Source organism: Blastococcus sp. SYSU DS0510, assembly GCF_054050835.1.
The window spans coordinates 18,217-39,006 of record NZ_JBJHAC010000020.1 but is presented as its reverse complement, the minus strand read 5'-3'; the positions used below and the strand labels follow the sequence as shown (position 1 = coordinate 39,006).

Sequence of the window (20,790 nt, the reverse complement as noted above, 5' to 3'; positions counted from 1 at the left end):
ACGAACCGTCCGGGGTTCCGCGCCGCTAGCATCCCGGCGATGGGGGCAGCCGCGAACTTCCTGGTCATCGGGGCAGCCCGGAGCGGGACCACCGCGCTCACCTCGTTCCTGGGCGAGCACCCGGACGTCTTCGTGTCCACCCCGAAGGAGCCGCACTTCCTGGCGTTCCCCGGTGGCGCCCCCCGCTTCACCGGCCTGGGCGACGACGACCTGGTCAACCGGACCGCCGTGCGCGAGGAGGAGGCGTGGCGGGCGCTGTTCGACGGCCGCGCCGAACCGCGGCTCGGGGAGGGGTCGGTGACCACGCTGGCCCACCCCGGCTCCGCGATCCCGGCCATCGAGCGGTGCTGCGCGCCCGGCTGCCGCCTCGTGGTCATGCTGCGTGACCCGGTCGACCGCGCCTTCTCCAGCTGGCTCTACCTGCGCTCGCGCGGCTACGACGCCGGGACGTTCGAGGAGTGCCTGGCCGCGGAGGAGGAGCGCACACGGGCGGGGTGGAGCCACATGTGGCAGCTCGCCCGCCTGAGCCGCTACGCCGAGCAGCTCGCACCGTTCACCGCCGCGTTCGGGGACCGCCTGCTCGTCGTCGTCCAGGAGGAGTTCAGCGCGGACCCCGCCGGTCACCTGCGGCGGGTGCTGGAGTTCCTGGAGGTGGACCCGTCGGTGCCGATCGACCCCACCCGCCGAATCAACGCCTCGGGCCTGCCGCGCAGCCGCGCGGTCACCGCCGCCCAGAACGTGCTGCGCCGCTCGCCGGGGCTGCGCCGGCTGGTCACCGCGGCGGTGCCGCAGCGCCAGCGGGAACGGGTCCGCGCGGCGAACCTGGAACCGACGACGATCGATCCCGCGACCCGCGCCGGGCTGGCCGCCTCCTTCGCCGACGACGTCGGTGCGCTGCAGGACCTGCTCGGCCGCCGGCTGACCGCGTGGCCGACCGCTGCGCTCGTGGAGGGGAGCTCGTGAGCGGAACACCCCGCGGGAGCGGATCGGCGTCACAGGACGACCGCGTCAAGGTGCTGCAGCTGACCGGCATCACCGTCGGCGGCTCGGCCGAGCACCTGCTGCAGCTGGCGACCCTGCTGCCCGCGGACCGGTTCGAGACCACGATCGCGCTGTCCGGCGGCGGGCCGCTGGACGCCGCGATCGGCGGCTCCGGGTTGCCGGTGCTCGACTACGCCCCGTCGCACGGCGCCGGCCACTTCAAGCAGGCGACGCCCGACGGGCCGCTGGAGCTGCTCCGCCAGTTCCGGCGCATCCGCGCCGACATCCGGCGGCACCGCTACGACGTCGTCCACACCCACACGTCGGTGGCGGGGGCGATGGGCCGGGTGGCGGCGTGGTCGGCCGGCACGCCGGTGCGGGTGCACATGCTGCACGCCTACGCGGGTCACGCCGGGGTCCCTCAGCCCAAGCGCTCGCTGTACCGGCTCGTCGAGCGCGCGCTCGGCCTGTTCACGACGCACTACGTCGCGGGTTCGGCGTTCATCCGCGACGTCGGCGTCCGTTCGCGGCTGTTCCGGCCCGGGGACTGCACGGTCATCCCGTACTCCACCCGGATGGCCGTGGGCGACGGCGCGGCGGCCGACCGCGCCCGCCTGCGGGGCGAGCTCGGGCTACCGCCCGACGTGCCGCTGATCGCCCTGGTCGGCCGGATCGAGGAGCAGAAAGGCGTCGACCTGTTGGTCCGCGCCGTTCCCGCGGTGCTCGCGCAGGTGCCACGGGCGCACGTCGTCGTCGTCGGTGACGGCACCCGGCGGGGTGAGAGCGAGGCGCTGGCCCGCGAGCTGGGACTCGCCGACCACGTGCACGTCACCGGTTGGCGGCACGACCTCCCCGACGTCATGCGGGCGATCGACGTGCTGGCCCTCCCGTCCCGCTGGGAGGCGTTCGGCATCGTGAACCTGGAGGCGATGGCGGCGGCCAAGCCGGTGGTCGGCTTCGCCGTCGAGGGCATCCCGGAGGTCGTCGTCCACGGGGAGACCGGGCTGCTCTCGCCGGCGGGCGACGTGGAGGGGCTCGCCCGCGACCTGGTGCGCGTGCTGACCGACCCGGAGCTGGCCGCCCGGCTGGGGGCGGCGGGACGACGGCGCTTCGTCGAGCACTTCGCCCCGGAGCGGATGGTGCAGGCGCACGTCGCGCTCTACGACGAGCTGCTGGCGCGGCGTCGCGACCGGATCAGCCGGCTTCCAGCACCCCGCGGACGAGCCGGCTGAACGTGCGGCCGAGGTCCTCGACCCGGTAGTGGGTGCGGATCAGGGCCGCACCCGCGGCGCCCATCGCGGCCCGATCGGCCGGGGAGAGCGCCGCCAGCTCCGCGATCCGTTCGCGGACCGACGCCGGGTCCTCGCTCACGGCCAGCAACCCGTCCCGGCCCGGCTCGAACACCGGCGGCCGCCCGGAGCAGTCGGTGAAGACCGTCGGGCAGCCGGCGGCCATCGCCTCCATGACCGCGAGCGGCAGCGCGGGCCCCTCCCACCGGGCGGTGTGCACGTACCCGTCGGCCGCGGCCAGCAGCCGGGCGACGTCGTCCCGCCAGCCGAGGAAGGTGACGGTGCGCTCCAGGCCGAGGTCGCGGACCTGCCGGTGCAGGGACGTGGCGTAGTCCTGGGTCCGGCGGGCGGCGACGGAGTCCCCGGCCGACCCCACCAGCGCCACCCGCACCGGCGCGGACAGTCCGTCGAGGGCCGCCAGCAGGACGTCCTGGCCCTTCTGCCGGTCCAGTCGGCCCACGTTGAGCAGCAGCAGGTCCTCCTCGCCGGCGCCCATCTCCGCCCGCAGCCGCTCCCGCTCCGCCGGGGCGAGCCGGACGGGCGGGGAGACGGCGATGCCGTTGGGGAGGACGACGGTGCGCCCGGGCGGGACCCCGAACCCGGTCATCTCCTCCTGCACGACGGCGGAGGTGCAGACCGCCAGCGTGGTCGACCGGGCGACGACGGCCCGGTAGCCGCGCCGCTTGAGGGCCGCCAGCGGTCGCGGCCCCCAGAAGTGGTGCTGGTTCTGCACCATCAGCACGCCCGGGACCCCGGCGCGGGCGGCGGCGAGCAGGGCCGGGGCGCGGTCCCGCTGGTTGACGCCGATGACGCAGCGCCCGCCGTCGCGGCGCACCCGATCGGCGAGCGCGGGCACGAGCCGGGGGTCCCAGGGGCGCTCCAGGCGCCGTTCCAGGACGGTCGCGACGCCGAGGGCGGCGACGTCGGGCAGGATGCTCGGGCCGGTCCGCGGGGCGGCGCCGTGCACGAGGGTCAGGTCGAAGCCGTCGGCGCGCAGCGCCCGGGCGAACTCCAGCGCCATCTTGGCCGCACCCGTGCGGTCGGGCAGCCGCAGGGTCATGAACAGGCGTCCGGCCGGGCCGGTCACCCGGGGCCGCCCGCCGGCCGCTCGGGCGCCCGCCACCCGGCGACGTCCAGGCCGGTGACCTGCTCGAGCACGTCGAGGTCGGGGGCGAGGTCCGCCACCAGCGCGCGCCGGGTCTCCGGCCGGTAGCCGATCCGCACGATGTTGCGGGCGACGACCCGCCGCCGCAGCCCGTGGCGCAGCGACGTCGGCAGGAGGGGCGAGACCAGCTTCTTCAGCGGGTGGTGGGTGCTGACCACCCGGCCGAGGAACCGGCTGCGCGGCTCGCCGGAGCGGTGCGGGTCCGGGGTGGTGGTGCGGGGGACCGGCGGCACCCCGAGGTGCGCGTAGACCCGGGCGAGGACGGCGTCCGGGTCGGCCGTCATGTCCTCGTGCCGCAGGACCAGGAGCTGCTCGCGCGGGAAGATTTCCAGCACCCGGCGCAGCTGCTCGCCGTAGCGGCTCATGCCGACGTAGTGCCAGATGTGGTGCCAGCCCTCGGCGATCCGGCGCGGCTCGTCGGCCAGCGCGTCCTCGAAGGTCGCGCAGGGCTCCCAGCCGCGGGTGCGCATGAAGCCGTAGGCGGAGAGCGCCCGGTCCACCGGATCACGCAGAAGGCAGACCAGCCGCGCGTCGGGGGCCATCTCCCGGACGCGGTCCGCGGCCCCGGGGTGGTACATCGTCGACACCGACGCCTCGCCGCGGAGCTGGTCGGGCCGGGCGTCCCGGTACAGCCGCAGATAGGCATCCCGGTCCGGTACGGCGAGCCGGTTGATGGTCTGCCGGTCGCCGGGGCCGGTGAACGCCGGCGTCGTCCCGGCGAGCGCGAAGTAGTGCGGCTCCTTCGGCTCGGTGAGGAAGAGCCCGGGGTGCTCGGCGAGGTACTGGTACAGCGCGGTCGTCCCCGACCGGGCGGCGCCGATGACGAGGAACTGCGGTCCGGTCACCACCCACCCCCGCGCGGGAGCGCGATCGTGCGGATCCCGAGCGTCCGGTGCGCCGCCCGGGCGAGGTGCAGGTTGCGGGCGCTCATGGACACCGCCGCAGCCGCCGCCACCCCGGTGCCGCCCCAGGCCGCCCCCCACCACGTGGCCAGGCCGGCGAACGCCAGCGCCGCCGCCAGGGCGCTGAGCGCGACGGTCCGCTGGTGCCCGGCGTGGGAGAGGACGACCGAGCACGGCCCGGTCCAGGCGTTGACCAGCACGCCGGCGCCCATCACCAGGGCCGGCACCAGGGCGGCGGCGTACTCGGCCCCGAACAGGGCCGGGAGCACGACCTGCCCCGTCGCGCCGAGCAGGACGACCGCCGCGGCGGTCGCCGCGGTGGACCAGACCGCGAACCGCCGGACCGGCTCCGCCAGCGTCGCCAGCCGGCCGGCGACCGACGCCGCCGCCACCCGCGGCGCCAGCGTGCGCATGCCGATGGCGGTCGGGACGGCGACCAGGACGGCGATCCGCACCGCCACCGCGAAGACGGCGACCTCCTCGACCGGGGCGACCACCGCGAGCAGCCACACGCCGGCCTGCGGCAGGGTCACCGAGGCCAGGGAGGCGACGGCGAACGCGCTGCCCGTGCGCAGCAGCCGCCACGGCGGACCGTCGCCCTTCCGGCCCTCGGTCGCGTCCGCCGGTACCTCCCCGGCCGTTCCGTCGTCCGCTGCCCGCCCGGCCGCGTGCCGGCCGGCAGGGGTCACCTCGCGGGACAGCAGCAGCAGGGCGGTGAGCACGACCGCGGTCTCGATCGCGACCGTCCACGCCACCGCGGCCCGCGCCGACAGGGTCGTGACGGCGCCGGCGGCGCCGGCCAGCAGGACCACCACGAGCACCACCCGGCGGACGTGCTCGCCGAACACCAGGGCCAGGCCGAAGCGGTTCCGCGCCCGCAGCACGTTGACCAGCACGGGGCAGAGGGCCGCCGCCGGCAGCCACAGCGCCACGAGCAGCACCAGCGGCCGGTACGCCGTGGCCGGGGTGCCGGCCGCGACCGCGGCCGGGCCGACCGCCCACTGCCAGATCGCGGCGGTCACCAGGACACCGGCGGCCTGCGCCAGGACCAGCCGCCGCAGCAGGTCCGCGTGGGTGCGGCGGGCCTGCTGCGCCACGGCGATGGTGGCCACCTGGGGGAGCCCGAACTGGGCGAGGACCGCGAGGAAGGTCAGCCAGCTCAGGGCCCACGACAGGGCCCCGAACTCGGCGGTGGAGAGGACGCGCGCCCCGACCACGGCGACGAGCAGGGCGCTGACGACGGCGGCGAGCTGGCCGACGGCGACCAGGACCGTGTCGCGGCGGAGGGACCGGCGCGCGCCGGCACGCCCCCTGTCACCGGTGAGCGGGGCGGTCACCGGGCGGACACCGTCCGCCCGGCGGCGGCATCCTCCCCGGCCGGCGGAGGCGTCGCCGTTCCCTCGTCGCCGGCGCGCGCCCGCCGGAGGAAGAGGTTGAGCAGCACGGTGAACGCGATGATCGGCAGGCCGATGGCCACCCACTTCGGTGCCGAGGTCGCCCAGACGCCACCCGGGAAGACCCGGATCATGAAGACCAGGCTGAAACCCCACACCAGCGGATCGCGCAGGAACCGGCGGAACGCGAACTGACCGGCCCGGGCGACGAGGCCGCTCACCAGGCCGCCGAGCACGATGCCCGGGTACCCGAGGTTCACGTACCAGTCGCCGACCGGGGTCGCCGGGAAGCCGTTGTTCCGGTCGATGTAGGTCTGGGCCAGCTGCACGGCGGGGGAGACGAAGGGCTCCTGCGGGCCGGACAGCACCGAGGGCACCGCGGCGACCGAGCCGTCGACGAAGTCGGAGCCGCCGGTGAAGTCGAACCGGTCCGGCCAGTCGTCGAGGTAGAGGAGCAGCGCGTCGTAGAACGTGTTGTTCGTGGCGACCGCGACCTGCCGGACGGTGCCCTGCCCCTCGATCGTGGGCGCCAGGTCGCCCCAGAGCACCGTGTCGCGGGCGGCGCGCAGCGTGAAGGCCAGCGACAGGGCCAGCACGGGCACCAGCAGGAAGCGGCGGCGCCAGCGGGGGTCGCGCAGCCACTGCCCGTCCGGGCGGCGGGCCGCGCGGCGTCCGATCCGGCCGAAGATCAGCCCACCGGCGAGCAGCGCGACGGCCGAGAGCACCGGCACGTCGCGGGCGCCCCAGGTCCAGCTCAGGTAGCCGTTCACCGCGACGAGCCCCAGGAGCAGCAGGCGCTGCGGGCCGCCGCCGCGCACCGAGAACCAGGCCGCCACGCCCAGCAGCGCGGCCAGCAGGGGAAGGGTCCGCAGCGCCCGGCTGTCGGTCAGGGACCGGTCGACCTTCGAGGCCTGCAGCAGCCCGGACGGACCGCCGTACCGGATCCACAGGGCCACGGTGACGGCGGAGGCGGCGGCGGTCAGGACGACGGCGAGGACGACCAGCATCTGCGGCGGCAGGGGTCCGCGCAGCTGCGGGAAGAGCACCGACACCGGCCGGACGAGGGGGGTGGTCAGCCGGGCGCCGGCCCACAGTGCGACCAGGAAGAGCACGACGACCGCCTGGCCGCGCAGCAGGAGGAGCTCGGTGTCCCGGTCCTGGAACAACAGCGTGGGGAACGGGCTGTCCAGCTCCGCCGCCAGCACCAGCGGGCGCCACAGCAGCTGCAGCGCCAGGTAGTAGAGGACCAGCGCCATCGCGTCGAGTGGGTGGTGCACCAGAGCGCGGTAGACCAGCACCCAGACGACCGCGGACGCGGCCACGGCGAGCAGCGGCGCGATCACGACCGCGCCACCACGTCGTGGGAGAGACCCACCGCACCTCCGACCTGAGCCGTCCCGCGACGGTTGGTCGGCGAGGCTAACGCAGCGGAGCGGGTTGCGGGAGGTCCGCCGTTCCGCAACACCGGCCGGTTCCCCTAGCATCCGGCGGATGCGCCCGGGCCCCAGACTGATGATCGTCGGTGCGCCGAAGAGCGGCTCGACCGCGCTGTTCCACTACCTGGCCCAGCATCCCGACGTGCGCAGCCACGTGCACCGGGAGATGCCGTTCTTCGGCCGGGACGAGGAGGTCGCCCGCGGCTGGGGGCACGCCGTCGAGAAGTACTTCCCCCCGTCGGTGGGGGACGCGCCGCTGGTCGCCAAGCACACGATGGCCATGTACGACGCGAACGCGGTGCGCCGCATCGTCGACACCACGTCCGCGGTCGTGGTCGCCGTCCTCCGCGATCCCGTGCCGCGCGCGTACTCGCACTTCCACTACGCCCGGCTGCGCGGGTGGGAGGACGCGGCCACCTTCGAGGAAGGGCTGGCGCGGGAGGCGGGCCGGGCGGTGAGCGCACCGCCGCAGGCCCGCGACATGCAGTACGTCGGGAACGGGGTCTACGCGCCGCACGTGCGGGCGCTCCTGGGGAGCGTGCCGCCGGAGCGGCTCCGCGTCTACCTCTCCGACGACCTGCGCGCCGACGCGGCAGGAGTCTGCGCGGAGCTGTTCGACCTGGCCGGCCTCGCCCCGCACACGCCGGACGCGACGGCGGGTCACAACCAGGGCAGGTCGCCCCGGTCGGCGTGGTTCGCCCGGGCCTTCCTCGCCGTGCAGCGGCCCGGGAGCCCCGCCCGCCGGCTCGTCGCCCGTGTCCCCAGCCGCATGCTGTACCGCGCCCGCCACCTGGTGAACCGGCTGAACGAGGGGCCGGCGACCTACCCGCCCATGGCGCCCGAGACCGCCGCCGGGCTGCGCGAACGCTTCGCCGGACCGAACGACGACCTCGCCGCGGTGCTCGGCCGGTCGCTGGGCGCCTGGTGATCGTGATGCGACCGAGACCACAGGAACCCGTGAGTTGCCGGTACGTTCACCGCCGTGCTGGAGACCGCGCCTGACGGAACGTCGCACCCGACCGCGGACCGCAGTGGCGGCACCCACCGGGACGACGCCACGCGATCCGGGCTCGTCGAGTACCTCGCCGCGCTCCGGCGCTACTGGTGGGTGGCGCTGGCCACCTTCCTCGTCGTGCTGGTGGTCGCGGTGGGCTCCCTGTTCGTCCTCGGCCCCGTGTACCGGTCGGACGCGGAGGTGCTGGTCCGGACCGAGGACAGCCGCCAGCTCTTCCCTCGGACCGGCGGGACCTCGGCCGGCGCCCTGATCCGCTCCCCGGGGGCGGAGCTCGTCTACGTGAGCGGCGACGAGTTCCAGCAGCTCGCCGCCGAGGCCGCCGGGGGAGAGGCCGAGGTCGAGGTGCGCGCCGCCGCCGAGTCCAGCTCGCTGCTGTTCGTCGCCGAGGCCGGCGCCGCGGACGCCGCCCGGGACGCGGCGCAGACGTGGGCCGAGACCTACGTGGCGACCCGTCACGCGAGCGACGTCGCGGAGACCGCCGCGCTGCGGGACCTGCTGATCGCCGACCGCGACGCGCTCCAGGCGCGGCAGCAGGAGATCCTCCAGCCGGTGGCCGCGCTGGACGAGGCGGTGGCCGTGGAGACCGACCCGGTCGAGCTCTCCCGGCTGCTCAACCAGCGGCTGGCGATCCAGCGGACGCTCAGCTCGGAGCTCGACCCGGTGGAGACGGAGCTGCGCCGGCTCAACACCCAGATCGCGAGCCTGGAGGTCGACCTGCGGGTGATGGAGAACCCCGAGGCGCTCGCCTACATCAGCAGTGCGGCCGAGCTGCCGGAGGAGCGGGCGGACGGATCGCTCCGGCGCAACCTGCTGGTCGGGGTGGTCGCGGGCCTGGTGCTCGCGGGGGGCGCGGTCGCGGCGGCGCAGGCGCTGAGCCGCCGCTGAGGGGCGCTGCCCTCGCCCCCCTGCTGGGCCGACGGTCCGAGGGGCCGTTCCCCGTCACCCGTCACCGGGTGGCGCGCACGACGTCCGGATGCGTGGAGAACCAGTCGATGGTGCGCTTGAGGCCCTCGTCGAGGGAGACCTGCGGCTCCCAGCCCAGCGTCCGGCGGGCGAGGCCGATGTCGGGCTGGCGGACCGTCGGGTCGTCCTCGGGGCGGGGGATGAAGTCGATCGGCGAGCCCGAACCGGTCAGCTCCCTGATGCGCCGGGCCAGGTCGATGACCGGGAACTCGTGCGGATTGCCGATGTTCATCGGTCCCGGCTCCGACGAGAGCAGGAAGCGGACGAGCCCCTCGACGAGGTCGCTGACGTAGCAGACGGACCGGGTCTGGTTGCCGTCACCGGCCACGGTGATCGGCTCCCCGGCCAGGGCCTGCCGGATGAACGTGGGGATGGCCCGGCCGTCTCGTGGTCGCATCCGGGGGCCGTAGGTGTTGAAGATGCGCACGATGGCCGTGTCGACGCCGTGGGTGCGCCGGTAGGCCGACGTCAGCGCCTCCGCGAACCGCTTGGCCTCGTCGTAGACCCCCCGCGGCCCCACCGGGTTGACGTTGCCCCAGTAGCTCTCCGGCTGAGGGTGGACCAGCGGGTCGCCGTAGGTCTCCGACGTGGAGGCGAGGAGGAAGCGGGCGTTCTTCTCCTTGGCCAGACCCAGCGAGTGCAGGGTGCCGATCGAGCCGACCTTCATCGTGTGGATGGGCAGCTCGGCGTAGTCGATCGGGGAGGCCGGGGAGGCGAAGTGCAGGACGTGGTCGACCGGCCCCGGCACGTGGATGAAGTCGGTGACGTCGGCCCGTACCAGCCGGAAGCCCGGTCGCTCCAGGAGGTGCGCGACGTTGGCCGGCGTGCCGGTCAGGAAGTTGTCGAGGCACAGGACGTCGATGTCGCGGTCGAGCAGCGCTTCGCACAGGTGCGACCCGAGGAAGCCGGCCCCGCCGGTCACGACAGCACGGGACATCGGTCGGTCCTCTCCTCCTGCAGCAGGCGATCCGTGGTCGGGCACCGTAGCCCGGCCGGCGGCCCCGTGGGGCCCTGGCCGGGGCGGCACGGCGATCACGGGGCGGGACCCCTCACCGCGAGCGATCCCGGACGTCAGGGGGTGAGGAGGTTCTCCGAGCCGACCGGGGAGGTCGCCTCCGGGTTGATCTCCTCCTCCGGCTCGAGCGGGAGGGCGCCGACCTCCACGACCTCGTCCTCCGGCTGGACGATCCGCGAGCGCGGGTCGAGCGCGCCGGCGAGGAGGATCAGGTCGCCGATCGTCTTCTTCTCCTGCCACTGGAAGGACGGGCGGCGGTTGAAGTACGAGTCGGGGTCCAGGGCCATGATGCCGAGGATGGTCTCGGCGACGATCCGGCCGCCGACCGGGCCCAGCCGGCGGCCGCCGTTGACCAGCTCGGCCTCCTTGAGCACGTAGTACCAGAGCGGGGCCTTGCCGTCCCAGCCCGGCTGCTTGAGCCCGAGCTCGGCGTTGGTGAGCGGGGTGACGCCCATGGCGGTGGCGACGTCCTGACCGCAGGGCAGCCCGAGCCGCTTGCCGCGCAGGAGGTTGCGCTCGGCGAGCGCGACGATCGCCTTGCTGGTGGGCGCCACGACGGTGGACGGGAGCGTGAACAGCGGCAGCGACAGCTGGGAGTCGATCAGCCGCGCCATGTTGCGGTCGTCCGGCGACGAGAGCCCCGGGATGTCGAAGAAGTAGTTCCAGTCGCACCAGAGGTTCTCGGGGATCGGCCGGTTGCCGCGCAGGTCCTCGTAGCCGTCGGCGCCGAAGATCGGGACGGTGTGGCCGTCCTGCATCTCGTACTCCGCGCGGATCATGCTGTGCCCGAACCGGTAGGCCGCCCCGGAGTACTCGATCGGCATGTAGGGGTTCAGCGGGTTCCCGGGCTGGTAGAGCGTGCCGGTGAACTTGATCGTCCCGTCGCGCTTGATCAGGCTGCTGACCAACGGCTTGCCGACGATGCGCGGCAGGTAGTCGTTCACGATCAGCCACTGGTAGTGCCAGCGGGTCTGCTGCCGGGCCTGGGCGTAGGTCATGCCCTGGTCCATGAAGCTGTTGTGCAGCCGGAGGAAGACGGTGTGCAGCTGGGCGACGATGAGGTTCTCGTCGTTGCGCGGGTCGCCGAGGTAGGCGGCGCCGACGTCGTCGCGGGGCAGGTCCACCAGCCCGTCGTGCTCCCACACCCGCAGGTAGCCGTAGCGCGCGGGGTCGTAGAGCTGGGGGCTGCCCTTGATGCCCTTGCCGTAGACGCTCCCGAGGTCGAACCACGGGGTGTCGTAGTTCTTCATGGCCATCGGGTCCTGCAGCCGGTGGGTCAGCGGCGTCTTGTCCAGGGTCATGTCGTGGTCGACGAACTGGCCGAAGTAGATGTAGCCGGCCGGGATACCGGGGTTGTCGAAAGCGACGTCGCTGTCCTTCACGTCGGAGAGCGGGGCCTTGCCGTCGTTCATGCTCGCCGCGAGCCACAGCAGCAGCCCGTCGGTGGGCGCGAAGGGCGGCAGATCCTTGAACATCAGCCCGAACCGGGCCTCGAGGTTCCGGTCGACACGGGCGGCGACCTCTGCGCCGCGCGGGTCGCCGACGGCGTGCGCGGCCGTCTCGGCGGGCCCCTCGGTCACCGGCGCGGTGGGATCGGTGACCGGGTCGGTGGTCGTCAGCTCCTCGGCGCGGGCGGTGCCCCCGATCCCCCCGACGACGGGCGCGACCGCCACGGCCAGCGCACCGGCGAGGAACCCGCGCCGGGCCACCCCCCGCTCCTGGCCGGCCCCGCTGAACGGGCACCCGCCGCCCGCAACCCGGTGCTCCGTCTCCACCCTCATCGCCTCCGTGCGTGATCCGGGCCCCGCGGCCCGTGACGGGACGAGCATCACCAGCGCGGAGGTGGCAGCGGCAGACGCGACCGTGGGGGTCGGCCGACCCCTAGATCTGGGGGGCGCCGGTGCTAGCCGGTCGCCAGGTCACGGCGGCGGAAGCCCGCGAAGCCGACGCCGAGCAGGGCGGCGGCGACGGCGAGGAGCCCGAGCACGGGGCCGGCGGTCCACGGTTCCAGCGGCATGAGCGGCACCCAGGCGACGGGGGAGAGGTCGCCGACCCAGCCCGGCCAGTCGAAGGACTCGGCGAACATCGTGATCACCAGGAAGAGCCCCACGGCGGTCCAGGCCAGCGCCGTCGCCGCCCGGGGGAGGAGGCCGAACAGCGCGACGGCGAGGCCGGCGACCACCCAGACCGCCGGCACGTACGCCACCGCGGCGGCCAGCATCCGGCCGGACGCGGCGGACTCGCCGGTCTGGAGGACGCGCACGATCCCCGTGGTCACGCCGGAGGCCGCCATCGCCAGGGCGGAGCCGGCCAGGGCGACGGCGACGTGGCTGCCCAGCCAGGCCGCCCGGCTGGTGGCCGTCGCCAGCACCGGCTCGGCGCGGTGCTCGGACTCCTCGCTGCGCGCCCGCAGGACCGCCGACACCGCGTACGCGGCGGCCAGCAGCGCGGTGATGCTGAACGTGGTGCCGAGGTAGGCGTCGACGAGGTCGCCGACGTCGGGGTTCCCGAACATCTCGAGGGCCTGCTCGTTGCCGGCGACCAGCGTCTCGACCGACTCGGCGAGCGCGCCGTAGACCAGGCCCAGCGCGGCCAGGCCCAGCGCCCAGGCGAGGAACGCCCCGCGCTGCAGCCGCACGGCGAGTCCCAGCGGCGAGCGCAGCGACCGCGGCGCCCCGGCGCGGCCCGGGCGCGGCTGGGTCAGCCCGGCGCCGAGGTCGCGCCGGTCGAGCATGGCGAACCCGGCCAGGGTCAGCCCGGCGGCCACGGCTCCGCACAGCAGCAGCGGCGCGAGCGCGTTCGCGGACCACGGGTGGGTGGCCTGCGCCCAGCCGATCGGCGAGGTCCAGACGACCCAGTTGCCCTGGATGTCGCCGATGGCGCGCAACACGAAGGACACCGCGAACGCGCCTCCCACGAGGCCGTAGACCGACCGGGTGTGCCCGGTGACCTGCACGGCGACGGCGGTGATCCCGGTGAAGACCAGCCCGCAGGCCCCGAAGGAGGCGCCGAGGACGAACGAGCCCGCGGCCGGCAGGCCGGTGACCGTGGCGCCGACCCCCACGGCGACGGCGAAGAGGGCGCAGGCGAGGGCGGAGAGCAGCACCGCGGCGAGCAGCGGCGCGTGCCGGCCGACCTGCGCGGACCGGATCAGCTCGGTGCGCCCGGCCTCCTCGTCGGCACGGGTGTGCCGGGTGACGGTGAACATCGCCATCAGGGCGGCGATGAGCATCACCGTCGCCGAGATCTCGAAGGCGACGGCGCCGGCGACCGTGTCGAGCCCGACCGGCGGCCCGCCGAGCGCGATGGTCGCGGCGTTGCTCCCCACCGAGGCGCGGTAGGCGGCCAGCGCACCGGGGGAGTCGTAGAAGGACTGGCTGGAGACCGACTGCAGCGCCACCATCGACGCGCCGGCGGCGATCCAGACCGGCAGTCGGACGCGGTCGCGGCGGAGCGCGAAGCGGAGCAGCGCCCCCGTTCCGGCGGTGGTGGACGAGCGGCCGCTCCGTGGCGGCGCCGCGGGGCGGGCGGCGGCCTCGGACAGCTGGGTGCTCACGACCGCACCGGCTCACGCGCGGCGGCGTCCTCGGCGAGCTCGTCGCCGTAGTGCCGCAGGAAGAGCTCCTCCAGCGTCGGGGGCGTGCTCGTGAGGCTCACGACGCCGAAGCCGGTGAGGTGGCGGAGGGCGCCGTCCAGAGCGTCGGTGTCGACGTCGAACCGCAGCCGGCCCTCCTCGTGCCGCAGGTCGTGCACGCCGGCCAGGGTGTCCACACCGGTGGCCGGGCGGGCCGTCTCCACCGTGATGGCCGTGCGGGTCAGGTGGCGCAGCTCCTCGAGGCTGCCGCTCTGCACCGTCGCGCCGTGGCGGATGATGCTCACCCGGTCGCACAAGGCCTCGGCCTCGGCCAGGATGTGGCTGGACAGGAGCACGGTGCGCCCCTCGGCGCGCACCTCCCGGATGCACTCCTGGAACACCGCCTCCATCAGCGGGTCGAGGCCCGAGGTCGGCTCGTCGAGCACGAGCAGCTCGGCGTCCGAGGCCAGCGCGGCCACCAGGGCGACCTTCTGGCGGTTGCCCTTGGAGTAGGTGCGCGCCTTCTTGCGGGGGTCGAGGTCGAAGCGGTCGAGCAGCTCGGCGCGTCGGCGCGGGTCCAGCCCGCCCCGGAGGCGGCCGAGGAGGTCGATCGACTCGCCGCCGGAGATGGTCGGCCACAGCGTCACGTCGCCGGGCACGTAGGCGAGGCGGCGGTGCAGCGCGACGGCGTCCCGCCACGGGTCGCCGTCCAGCAGCCGCACGCGCCCGGAGTCGGGACGCAGCAGGCCCAGCAGCACGCGGATGGTGGTGGACTTCCCCGAGCCGTTCGGGCCGAGGAAGCCGTGCACCTCACCCGTCGCCACCTCGAGGTCCAGCCCGTCCAGCGCGCGGGTCGCTCCGAAGGTCTTGACCAGTCCGGAGACCGAGATCGCTGTCATGCGGGCGAAGCTACAGATCCTTCACGAATTTGTGAAGGTCATTGATTCTCCGACGCTTCGGGTACCGTGGGCGGCGTGACGGTCGCGGAGAACACCGACGCGGAGCGGGCGACGCTCCTGCGCTTCGTGGAGCGGTTCGCCCTGGTGCTGCGCGAGTCGGGCATGCAGCCCATGCCGGCCCGGGTCTTCGCCTACGCGCTGGCCGACGACGCCGACCGCTACACGGCCGCCGAGCTGGCCGAAGGGCTGCAGGTCAGCCCCGCGGCGATCAGCGGGGCGGTCCGCCAGCTCGTGCAGATCGGCTTCCTCGTCCGCGAGCGGGAGCCGGGTACCCGCAGCGACCTGTACGTCCTGGACGACGCCCACCTGTGGACCCGGTTCGTCTCCGCCGAGCTGCAGGCCCTGCAGCGCTTCCAGGACGTCGTCGGGTCCGGCATCGACCTGCTCGGGACCGATCGACCGGGCGGGCGCCGGCTCGCCGAGACCCGCGAGTTCCTCGCCTTCCTGCACGAGGTCCTGGCCGACGCGGTCACGCGCTGGCCCGAGGAGCGCGAGCGCCGGCTGGGCTGACGAGCCCCTCGGGATCAGGCAGGTGGCCCGCCGCCGGTCGCGGCGTCCGTGGCCGGCGGGGGAGGGGAGAGCCAGAGCGTGCTCGCCAGCGCGCCGTACACCAGCGCCGGGCCGGCGTGCGGCCACCGCTTGCCGGCGGCTGCCCGCGCCTGCCCGCGGCGGAAGGCCCACCGCTCGCCGACCACCACGCCGGCGGTCGAGGCCGCCAGCGCGGTGACGCCGATGCCGATGAGAGCCGCCTTGCTGCGCGCGGGGAGAGAGCGGAACGCCTGCGCCGGCCGCACCTCCTCGCGGACCTCGCGCACGGCCTTCCGCGCCGCCCGCAGCTCCGGGGCCGACGCGGCCAGCGAGGCGACCATCAGGGCCGCCTTCGCCCAGACGCGGCCGGTGCGGGAGGGGATGAGGTCGGGCAGGGCGTAGTACAGCGCGGTGGTGGCCCCGCCCAGCAGGGCCTGGCCCACCCGGGAGCGCATCGGAGGGGTGCTCATGCCGCCATCCTGCCCTCTCCCGGCGCCCGCTCTCGCCCGCATGACCAGCGCTTTCCCGAGCGGCTGCGAGACCGGCCGACATCCGCCCAGGGTTGACCGGACTTCCGTTTTCCGTCGCGCAGAAGTGTTGCTAGCTTCTGTGGCGCAGCACACAGTCTTCGGCGCAGGCGTGGAACCACCGGTGACGGTCGGGAGCCCCGACGGGCTCCGCAGCGGGCGGCACGGGTCACGCGGACTGCGGTCGACGACGAGCGATCGCCACCCCACTCGAGAGGATCCACGACCTTGAAGAGAAGCCACCGCCCCCTGCGGGCAGTGCTGTTCGCCGCCCTGACCTCACTGCTGTTCCTCGGCCTCGTCGGCACGGCGAGCGCGGCTCCGCCCTCGACCCGAGGGCACGGGAGCTCCGACTGCGTCGACCGGGCGGTGCCGGCACGCATGGTCTCCATCCAGCTGTGGACCTTCGCCGAGCACATCGGCTTCGGCACCGACGAGGCCACGCAGGCCCGGCACGAGGAGGTCCTCCGCCGGCTCAGCGAGATGGGCTACCGGAACGTCGAGCCCTTCACCCTGAGCGGCATGTCGGCGGAGGAGTACGCGGAGCTCCTGCGCGAGTACCGGCTCAAGGCCTCCGGGCGGCACGTCGACGTCGGCACCCCCGACGAGCCGGCGGACATCGGGCAGATCCTCCAGGAGAACCGCGTCCTGGGTGTGCAGTACTTCGGCTCCGGCGCCACCCCGCAGCTCGAGACGGAGGCCGAGTGGATCGCCTACGCCGAGTACCTCGACACGGTCGGCGAGCAGGCCCGCAAGGCCGGCCAGTGGCTGATGATCCACAACCACGACTGGGAGTTCGAGACCACCTTCGGTGACCGGACCGCCTTCGACATCCTGATGCAGCACTCCGAGCGGCGGCACGTCGTCTCCCAGCTCGACCTGTACTGGGCGGTCTTCGCGGGTGTCGACCCGATCGACGTCATCCGGGAGTACGGCAACCGGATCCGGCTCTTCCACGTCAAGGACCTGAACGAGGACATGGACCGGCGGATCGAGATCGTCGGCCGCGGTGACATCGACTTCTCGGAGATCTTCCGGGCGGCCGGCGGCAGCACCCGGTACTACGTCGTCGAGCACGACCCCCGCTTCGGCGACCCGACCTACGACCCCTTCGAGGCCGCTCAGGAGGGCTTCGCGTACCTCATCTGCTCCACCCGCTGACGCATCCGGCACGCACGAGAGGGGCGGCTCCGCACTCCGGGGGCCGCCCCTCTCGTGCGCCGTCGGGGCGGACGGCGGCAGCGGTTCACCGGTCGGGGAGCCGGGTCGCCAGGACCAGGCGCGCGGTGGCGCGGGCGCGGCCGAGGGGGTCGTCGCCGATCGGCCCCGGGGTGGTCGCCCGTCTGGCGAGCCCGGCCAGCGCGCCGTCGTAGAGCAGCAGGAGGTCCGCGGCGAGCTCCGCCGGCCGGTCGGCGCCGGCGGTGCCCGCGAGGTCCTGCAACCGCCCGGTGAGGAACGCGGTGTCCGCCGCCAGCCACACCTGGCCGGGATGGCCGGCCGGCAGCTCCGTGGCGGCGGCCAGGAATCCGCAGCCCCGGCGGTCACCCGACCTCTCCCGGTAGCGGGCGAGCGCGTCGAACACGGACAGGAGCCGGTCGCGAGGGTCGTCCCGGTCGGCGAGGACCTCGTCCCACACCGCGCGCCACCGGTGGTGCCGCTGCTCCAGGTAGGCGGCCACGAGCGCGTCCTTGCCGGCGAAGTGGGCGTACATGGTGGCCGGGGAGACGCCGGCCCGCCGCAGCACGGCGTCGACGCCCGTCGCGGCGATGCCCGACTCGTAGAAGAGCTCGGCCGCGGCCGAGAGCAGCCGCTCCCGCGCCGTCGCGGTCGCGGGGGTCCGGGGCACGGCACTACGGTAACGAGCGTTATGGCGAAACGATCGTTACGTATGTCCGACCGCGCCGCCCCGGTGCGCCCTGCTGTGCTGATCGGCGCCGGTCTCGCCGTCATCGCCGTCACCTACGGACTCGCCCGGTACGGGTTCGGCCTCTACCTGCCGCAGTTCCGGGCCGAGTTCGGCTTCTCGGGCGACACCGCGGGTGCCCTCGCGGCGGGGGGTTACCTGGCCTACTGCGTCGCCGCGCTGCTGGCGCCCCTCCTGGTCGCGCGCGGCCACGGGCGGGCCGCGCTGTGGGCCGCCGGTGGCAGCGCCGCGGCCGGGTCCGTGGTGGTCGCCGCCGCACCGGGCACCGCGGTGCTCGCGGTCGGGGTGCTGATCGCCGGCAGCGGGGCGGGCGCCGCGACACCCGCGCTGGTCGCCGCGATCGCCGCCTCCGTCCCGCCCGCGAGCGAGGGGCGAGCCCAGGGCGTGGTCAACAGCGGCACGGGAGCCGGCGTGGTGGCCGGCGGCCTGCTGGTGCTCGCCGCCCCGGCGGCCTGGCGGGAGGCCTGGCTGGTGTTCGCCGTCCTGGCGGTGCTGGTGACCTGGGCCGCCGACCGGGCGGCCCGCTGGCCGGGGCCCGGCGCGCTGCCCCACCCGGCCGGCCGGCCCTGGCGCGGGCTCGGCCGGCCCACCGTGGCCGCGGTCCTCGCGGGCGCGGGGTGCGCCGGCGTCTGGACGTTCGGGCGGGACCTGCTGACCGGGGCGGGTGAGCTGTCCGCCGGGGTGAGCGGGGCGCTGTGGTGCGTCCTGGGCGCGGCGGGGTTGCTCGGCGGGGTCAGCGGCGCGCTGGTCGAGCGGTACGGGGTGCGCGCTGCCTGGCGCGCCGCCCTGGTCCTGGCGGCGGCGGCCTCCGCGCTGCTCGCCGTCCGGCCCGGCGTCCCGTGGCTCGCCGGCATCGCCCTGGCGGTCTTCGGCGGTGCCTTCGTGGCGCTCAGCGGCGTGCTGATCGCCTGGGGCGCTCGCGCCCGCCCCGACGGTGCCGCGGCCGCCGCGGCATTCCTCTTCGTGGGCCTCACCGCCGGCCAGGCGCTCGGCGCCGTGGCGCTCGGTGGGGTGGCCGCGGGCCCCGGGCTCCCGGCGGCTCTGCTGGTCGCGGCCGCGACGGTGCTCCTCGGCGCCGGCGCCGCCGCGCCCCCCGGGTGGGCGGGGGTGATCGCCGCCGGCTCGCGGGAGCAGGCCCGGAGCCGGCGCTAGCCGCGGGGCGAGCGACGGAGGAAGTCCTGCGCGATCTCGTCGAAGGTCGCCCAGCGGACGCCGTCGTGACCGTTGATGTGGTCGATGAGCCGCTCGAGCATCAGCAGCACCTGCGGGCGCCCGGAGACGTCGGGGTGGATGGTCATGGTGAACGCCGCGTAGTCCATCTCGCGGTGCACCCAGTCGAACTGGTCCCGCCACATCTGCTCGATGTCCCGCGGGTTGACGAAGCCGTGGCTGTTCGGGCTGGACTTGATGAACATCATCGGCGGCAGGTCGTCGAGGTACCAGTTCGCCGGGATCTCGACGAGGTCGGTCTCCTCCCCGCGGACCAGCGGCTCCATCCAGCTCTCCGCCGGGGCGTCGTAGTCGATCTTCGTCCAGGAGTCACCGACCCGGACGTAGTAGGGCTCGAAGTCCCGGTGCATGAGCGAGTGGTCGTAGGTGATCCCCCGCTCGAGCAGCAGCTCGTTGGTGACGCCGCTGAACTCCCACCACGGGGCCACGTAGCCGGTCGGCCGGCGGCCGGTCCGCTCCTCGATCAGCGCGATGCAGCGGTCGAGCACCGCCTGCTCCTGCTCGCGGCTCATCGCGATCGGGTTCTCGTGGCTGTAGCCGTGGACGCCGATCTCGTGGCCGGCGGCGACGCAGGCGTCGAACTCCTCCGGGAACGTCTCGATCGAGTGGCCGGGCCAGAACCAGGTGGTCGGCAGCTCCCGGCGGCGGAACAGCTCCAGCAGACGCGGCACGCCCACCTCGCCGGCGAAGACGCCGCGGGAGATGTCGTCGGGGGAGTCCTCCCCGCCGTACGAGCCGAGCCAGCCACCGACGGCGTCGACGTCGACGCCGAAGGCCACGAAGATCTCCTTGCTCATCCCTGCTCTCCATCCACTCGGTCCGGTGCCGGGTCGCCGGCTGCCAGGTGGCCGGCGACGAGCGCCAGCGGGTCGTCGGGGGCGACGGCGAGGGCGGCGGCGAGCAGCAGGCGGGCCTGCCACGGGCTCAGGTCACCGGCGAGCAGCGCGCCGTCCCGGGCGAGGTCGGCGCCCCCGCCCCCGGTGTAGAGCGGGGCGACCGGGCCCGACGGGACGCGGGAGCACACCAGCACCGGCATGCCCCCGGCGGCCAGCTCCGCCACGGCGGCCGCCACCGCCGGGGTCGCGTTGCCCGCACCGAACGCCTGCAGCACGAGGCCGGCCGCGCCGGCCGCCACCGCGGCGCGGAGCAGCACGTCGTCGGTGCCCAGGTAGAGCGGGACGACGTCCACGCGGGGGAGGTCCGCCTCCAGGTCGAGGGGGAGGGGGGCGCCGCGAACCGGACGGGCCAGCGCCGTCACCGCGTCGCCGTGCACCCGGAGCACCGGGCCGCGGCCCGGCGCGGCGAAGGCGCCGCTGCGCAGGGTCTCCACCTTGCGCACCCCGCGCGCTGCGAAGGCGAGGCCGTCGAACAGCAGCAGGGCCCCGGCGCCTCGGGCCACCGGCGCGCCGGCCACGCGCAGGGCGTCGGCGAGGTTGCGCGGACCGTCGGGGGCGGGGGAGTCGAAGGGGCGCTGGGCGCCGGTGAAGACGACCGGCCGCGGGTCGTCGTGGACCAGGTCCGCGAGGAACGCCGACTCCTCCATGGTGTCGGTTCCGTGCGTGACGACGACGCCGTCGACGCCGTCGGCCAGGCACCGGCGCACCTCCGCGACGAGCCCCCGCAGATGCGCGGTCGTCAGAGCGAAGCTGCCCACGGTGCTGAGGTCGCTGGTCGTCACCGTCAGCCCCGTCGGCGTGCCCGCGGCGGCGAGGAGATCGGCGGCGGGGGTGACCGAGGCCAGCCCGCCGGGTCCGCGCCGGCTGGCGATCGTCCCGCCCGTCGCGAGCAGGTGGATGCGCACTCGTCCTCCCGGCAGCCTTCGTCGCGTCGACGTCTCCCCGACCCTGCCCCGGCGGCCGCCCCCGCGCGACCGGAGGCCGCCGTGCCC

Annotated in this window: 19 protein-coding genes; 7 read left to right on the top strand and 12 right to left on the bottom strand. The window is 75.0% G+C overall.

The window, feature by feature from the left end; all coding sequences use genetic code 11:
• The first annotated feature begins 39 nt into the window (after positions 1-39).
• Entirely contained in the window at positions 40-963 is a 924-nt protein-coding gene (locus ACI79P_RS16040; protein WP_456582047.1) for a sulfotransferase family protein, read from the top strand.
• Positions 960-2,213, top strand: a complete 1,254-nt coding sequence (locus ACI79P_RS16035; RefSeq protein ID WP_456582046.1) for a glycosyltransferase family 4 protein — start codon at positions 960-962, stop codon at positions 2,211-2,213. Before ACI79P_RS16040 ends, ACI79P_RS16035 begins: the two co-directional genes overlap by 4 nt.
• Here the strand turns inward: ACI79P_RS16035 and ACI79P_RS16030 are convergent.
• Genes ACI79P_RS16030 through ACI79P_RS16015 form a run of 4 tightly spaced genes read right to left on the bottom strand, consistent with a single transcriptional unit; the run spans position 2,176 to position 7,074 of the window.
• Complete coding sequence (locus ACI79P_RS16030; protein ID WP_456582045.1) at positions 2,176-3,330, bottom strand: glycosyltransferase family 4 protein; 1,155 nt, start codon at positions 3,328-3,330, stop codon at positions 2,176-2,178. The genes ACI79P_RS16035 and ACI79P_RS16030 overlap by 38 nt on opposite strands.
• A gap of 23 nt (positions 3,331-3,353) precedes the next feature.
• Positions 3,354-4,280, bottom strand: a complete 927-nt coding sequence (locus tag ACI79P_RS16025) for a sulfotransferase family protein (protein WP_456582044.1) — start codon at positions 4,278-4,280, stop codon at positions 3,354-3,356.
• Complete coding sequence (locus ACI79P_RS16020; protein ID WP_456582043.1) at positions 4,277-5,674, bottom strand: lipopolysaccharide biosynthesis protein; 1,398 nt, start codon at positions 5,672-5,674, stop codon at positions 4,277-4,279. Before ACI79P_RS16020 ends, ACI79P_RS16025 begins: the two co-directional genes overlap by 4 nt.
• Positions 5,671-7,074, bottom strand: coding sequence for a hypothetical protein (locus ACI79P_RS16015; RefSeq protein WP_456582042.1), 1,404 nt, complete (start codon positions 7,072-7,074; stop codon positions 5,671-5,673). Before ACI79P_RS16015 ends, ACI79P_RS16020 begins: the two co-directional genes overlap by 4 nt.
• 148 nt (positions 7,075-7,222) lie before the next feature.
• Between ACI79P_RS16015 and ACI79P_RS16010 the strand changes: the two genes are divergently transcribed.
• Entirely contained in the window at positions 7,223-8,095 is an 873-nt protein-coding gene (locus tag ACI79P_RS16010; RefSeq protein ID WP_456582041.1) for a sulfotransferase domain-containing protein, read from the top strand.
• Between the two features lie 54 nt (positions 8,096-8,149).
• Positions 8,150-9,067 carry a Wzz/FepE/Etk N-terminal domain-containing protein gene (locus ACI79P_RS16005; RefSeq protein WP_456582040.1) on the top strand — a complete coding sequence of 306 codons (918 nt, stop codon included), beginning with the start codon at positions 8,150-8,152 and terminating at the stop codon, positions 9,065-9,067.
• Between the two features lie 61 nt (positions 9,068-9,128).
• Here the strand turns inward: ACI79P_RS16005 and ACI79P_RS16000 are convergent, their stop codons facing one another.
• The 4 genes from ACI79P_RS16000 to ACI79P_RS15985 form a co-directional block, all read right to left on the bottom strand.
• Entirely contained in the window at positions 9,129-10,082 is a 954-nt protein-coding gene (locus tag ACI79P_RS16000) for a UDP-glucuronic acid decarboxylase family protein (protein WP_456582039.1), read from the bottom strand.
• Between the two features lie 134 nt (positions 10,083-10,216).
• Positions 10,217-11,869, bottom strand: coding sequence for a peroxidase family protein (locus ACI79P_RS15995; RefSeq protein ID WP_456582038.1), 1,653 nt, complete (start codon positions 11,867-11,869; stop codon positions 10,217-10,219).
• A gap of 194 nt (positions 11,870-12,063) precedes the next feature.
• Positions 12,064-13,716, bottom strand: coding sequence for an ABC transporter permease (locus ACI79P_RS15990; RefSeq protein ID WP_456582037.1), 1,653 nt, complete (start codon positions 13,714-13,716; stop codon positions 12,064-12,066).
• Positions 13,713-14,633 carry an ABC transporter ATP-binding protein gene (locus ACI79P_RS15985; protein ID WP_456582036.1) on the bottom strand — a complete coding sequence of 307 codons (921 nt, stop codon included), beginning with the start codon at positions 14,631-14,633 and terminating at the stop codon, positions 13,713-13,715. Before ACI79P_RS15985 ends, ACI79P_RS15990 begins: the two co-directional genes overlap by 4 nt.
• A 75-nt stretch (positions 14,634-14,708) precedes the next feature.
• Between ACI79P_RS15985 and ACI79P_RS15980 the strand changes: the two genes are divergently transcribed.
• Positions 14,709-15,203 (top strand): GbsR/MarR family transcriptional regulator, encoded by a 495-nt coding sequence (locus ACI79P_RS15980; protein ID WP_456582035.1) that lies wholly within the window; start codon positions 14,709-14,711, stop codon positions 15,201-15,203.
• A gap of 14 nt (positions 15,204-15,217) precedes the next feature.
• Here the strand turns inward: ACI79P_RS15980 and ACI79P_RS15975 are convergent, their stop codons facing one another.
• A complete protein-coding gene (locus ACI79P_RS15975) occupies positions 15,218-15,691 on the bottom strand; it encodes a hypothetical protein (protein WP_456582034.1) in 474 nt (157 codons plus the stop codon).
• Between the two features lie 285 nt (positions 15,692-15,976).
• Between ACI79P_RS15975 and ACI79P_RS15970 the strand changes: the two genes are divergently transcribed.
• On the top strand, positions 15,977-16,909 hold the full coding sequence (locus tag ACI79P_RS15970) for a sugar phosphate isomerase/epimerase family protein (protein WP_456582033.1): 933 nt from the start codon (positions 15,977-15,979) through the stop codon (positions 16,907-16,909).
• 85 nt (positions 16,910-16,994) lie between these two features.
• Here the strand turns inward: ACI79P_RS15970 and ACI79P_RS15965 are convergent, their stop codons facing one another.
• Positions 16,995-17,594 (bottom strand): TetR/AcrR family transcriptional regulator, encoded by a 600-nt coding sequence (locus tag ACI79P_RS15965; RefSeq protein WP_456582032.1) that lies wholly within the window; start codon positions 17,592-17,594, stop codon positions 16,995-16,997.
• Between the two features lie 42 nt (positions 17,595-17,636).
• On the opposite strand from ACI79P_RS15965, the gene ACI79P_RS15960 reads away from it, so the two are divergent.
• Positions 17,637-18,824, top strand: a complete 1,188-nt coding sequence (locus tag ACI79P_RS15960) for an MFS transporter (protein WP_456582031.1) — start codon at positions 17,637-17,639, stop codon at positions 18,822-18,824.
• Here the strand turns inward: ACI79P_RS15960 and ACI79P_RS15955 are convergent.
• The gene (locus tag ACI79P_RS15955; protein WP_456582030.1) at positions 18,821-19,699 is read right to left on the bottom strand and encodes a polysaccharide deacetylase family protein; all 879 of its coding nucleotides are present in this window, start codon (positions 19,697-19,699) and stop codon (positions 18,821-18,823) included. The genes ACI79P_RS15960 and ACI79P_RS15955 overlap by 4 nt on opposite strands.
• Positions 19,696-20,703: an asparaginase gene (locus ACI79P_RS15950; protein WP_456582029.1), complete on the bottom strand. Its 1,008-nt coding sequence runs from the start codon at positions 20,701-20,703 to the stop codon at positions 19,696-19,698. The genes ACI79P_RS15955 and ACI79P_RS15950 overlap by 4 nt, the downstream gene beginning before the upstream one ends.
• Positions 20,704-20,790: the final 87 nt, after the last annotated feature.

What these genes read in the sequence shown, in the direction of transcription:
- ACI79P_RS15955 (WP_456582030.1), bottom strand. Translation starts at nt 19,699, where the DNA reads ATGAGCAAGGAGATCTTCGTGGCCTTCGGCGTCGACGTCGACGCCGTC.
- ACI79P_RS15975 (WP_456582034.1), bottom strand. Translation starts at nt 15,691, where the DNA reads ATGAGCACCCCTCCGATGCGCTCCCGGGTGGGCCAGGCCCTGCTGGGC.
- ACI79P_RS15960 (WP_456582031.1), top strand. Translation starts at nt 17,637, where the DNA reads ATGTCCGACCGCGCCGCCCCGGTGCGCCCTGCTGTGCTGATCGGCGCC.
- ACI79P_RS15985 (WP_456582036.1), bottom strand. Translation starts at nt 14,633, where the DNA reads ATGACAGCGATCTCGGTCTCCGGACTGGTCAAGACCTTCGGAGCGACC.
- ACI79P_RS16030 (WP_456582045.1), bottom strand. Translation starts at nt 3,330, where the DNA reads ATGACCCTGCGGCTGCCCGACCGCACGGGTGCGGCCAAGATGGCGCTG.
- ACI79P_RS16040 (WP_456582047.1), top strand. Translation starts at nt 40, where the DNA reads ATGGGGGCAGCCGCGAACTTCCTGGTCATCGGGGCAGCCCGGAGCGGG.
- ACI79P_RS16010 (WP_456582041.1), top strand. Translation starts at nt 7,223, where the DNA reads ATGCGCCCGGGCCCCAGACTGATGATCGTCGGTGCGCCGAAGAGCGGC.
- ACI79P_RS16000 (WP_456582039.1), bottom strand. Translation starts at nt 10,082, where the DNA reads ATGTCCCGTGCTGTCGTGACCGGCGGGGCCGGCTTCCTCGGGTCGCAC.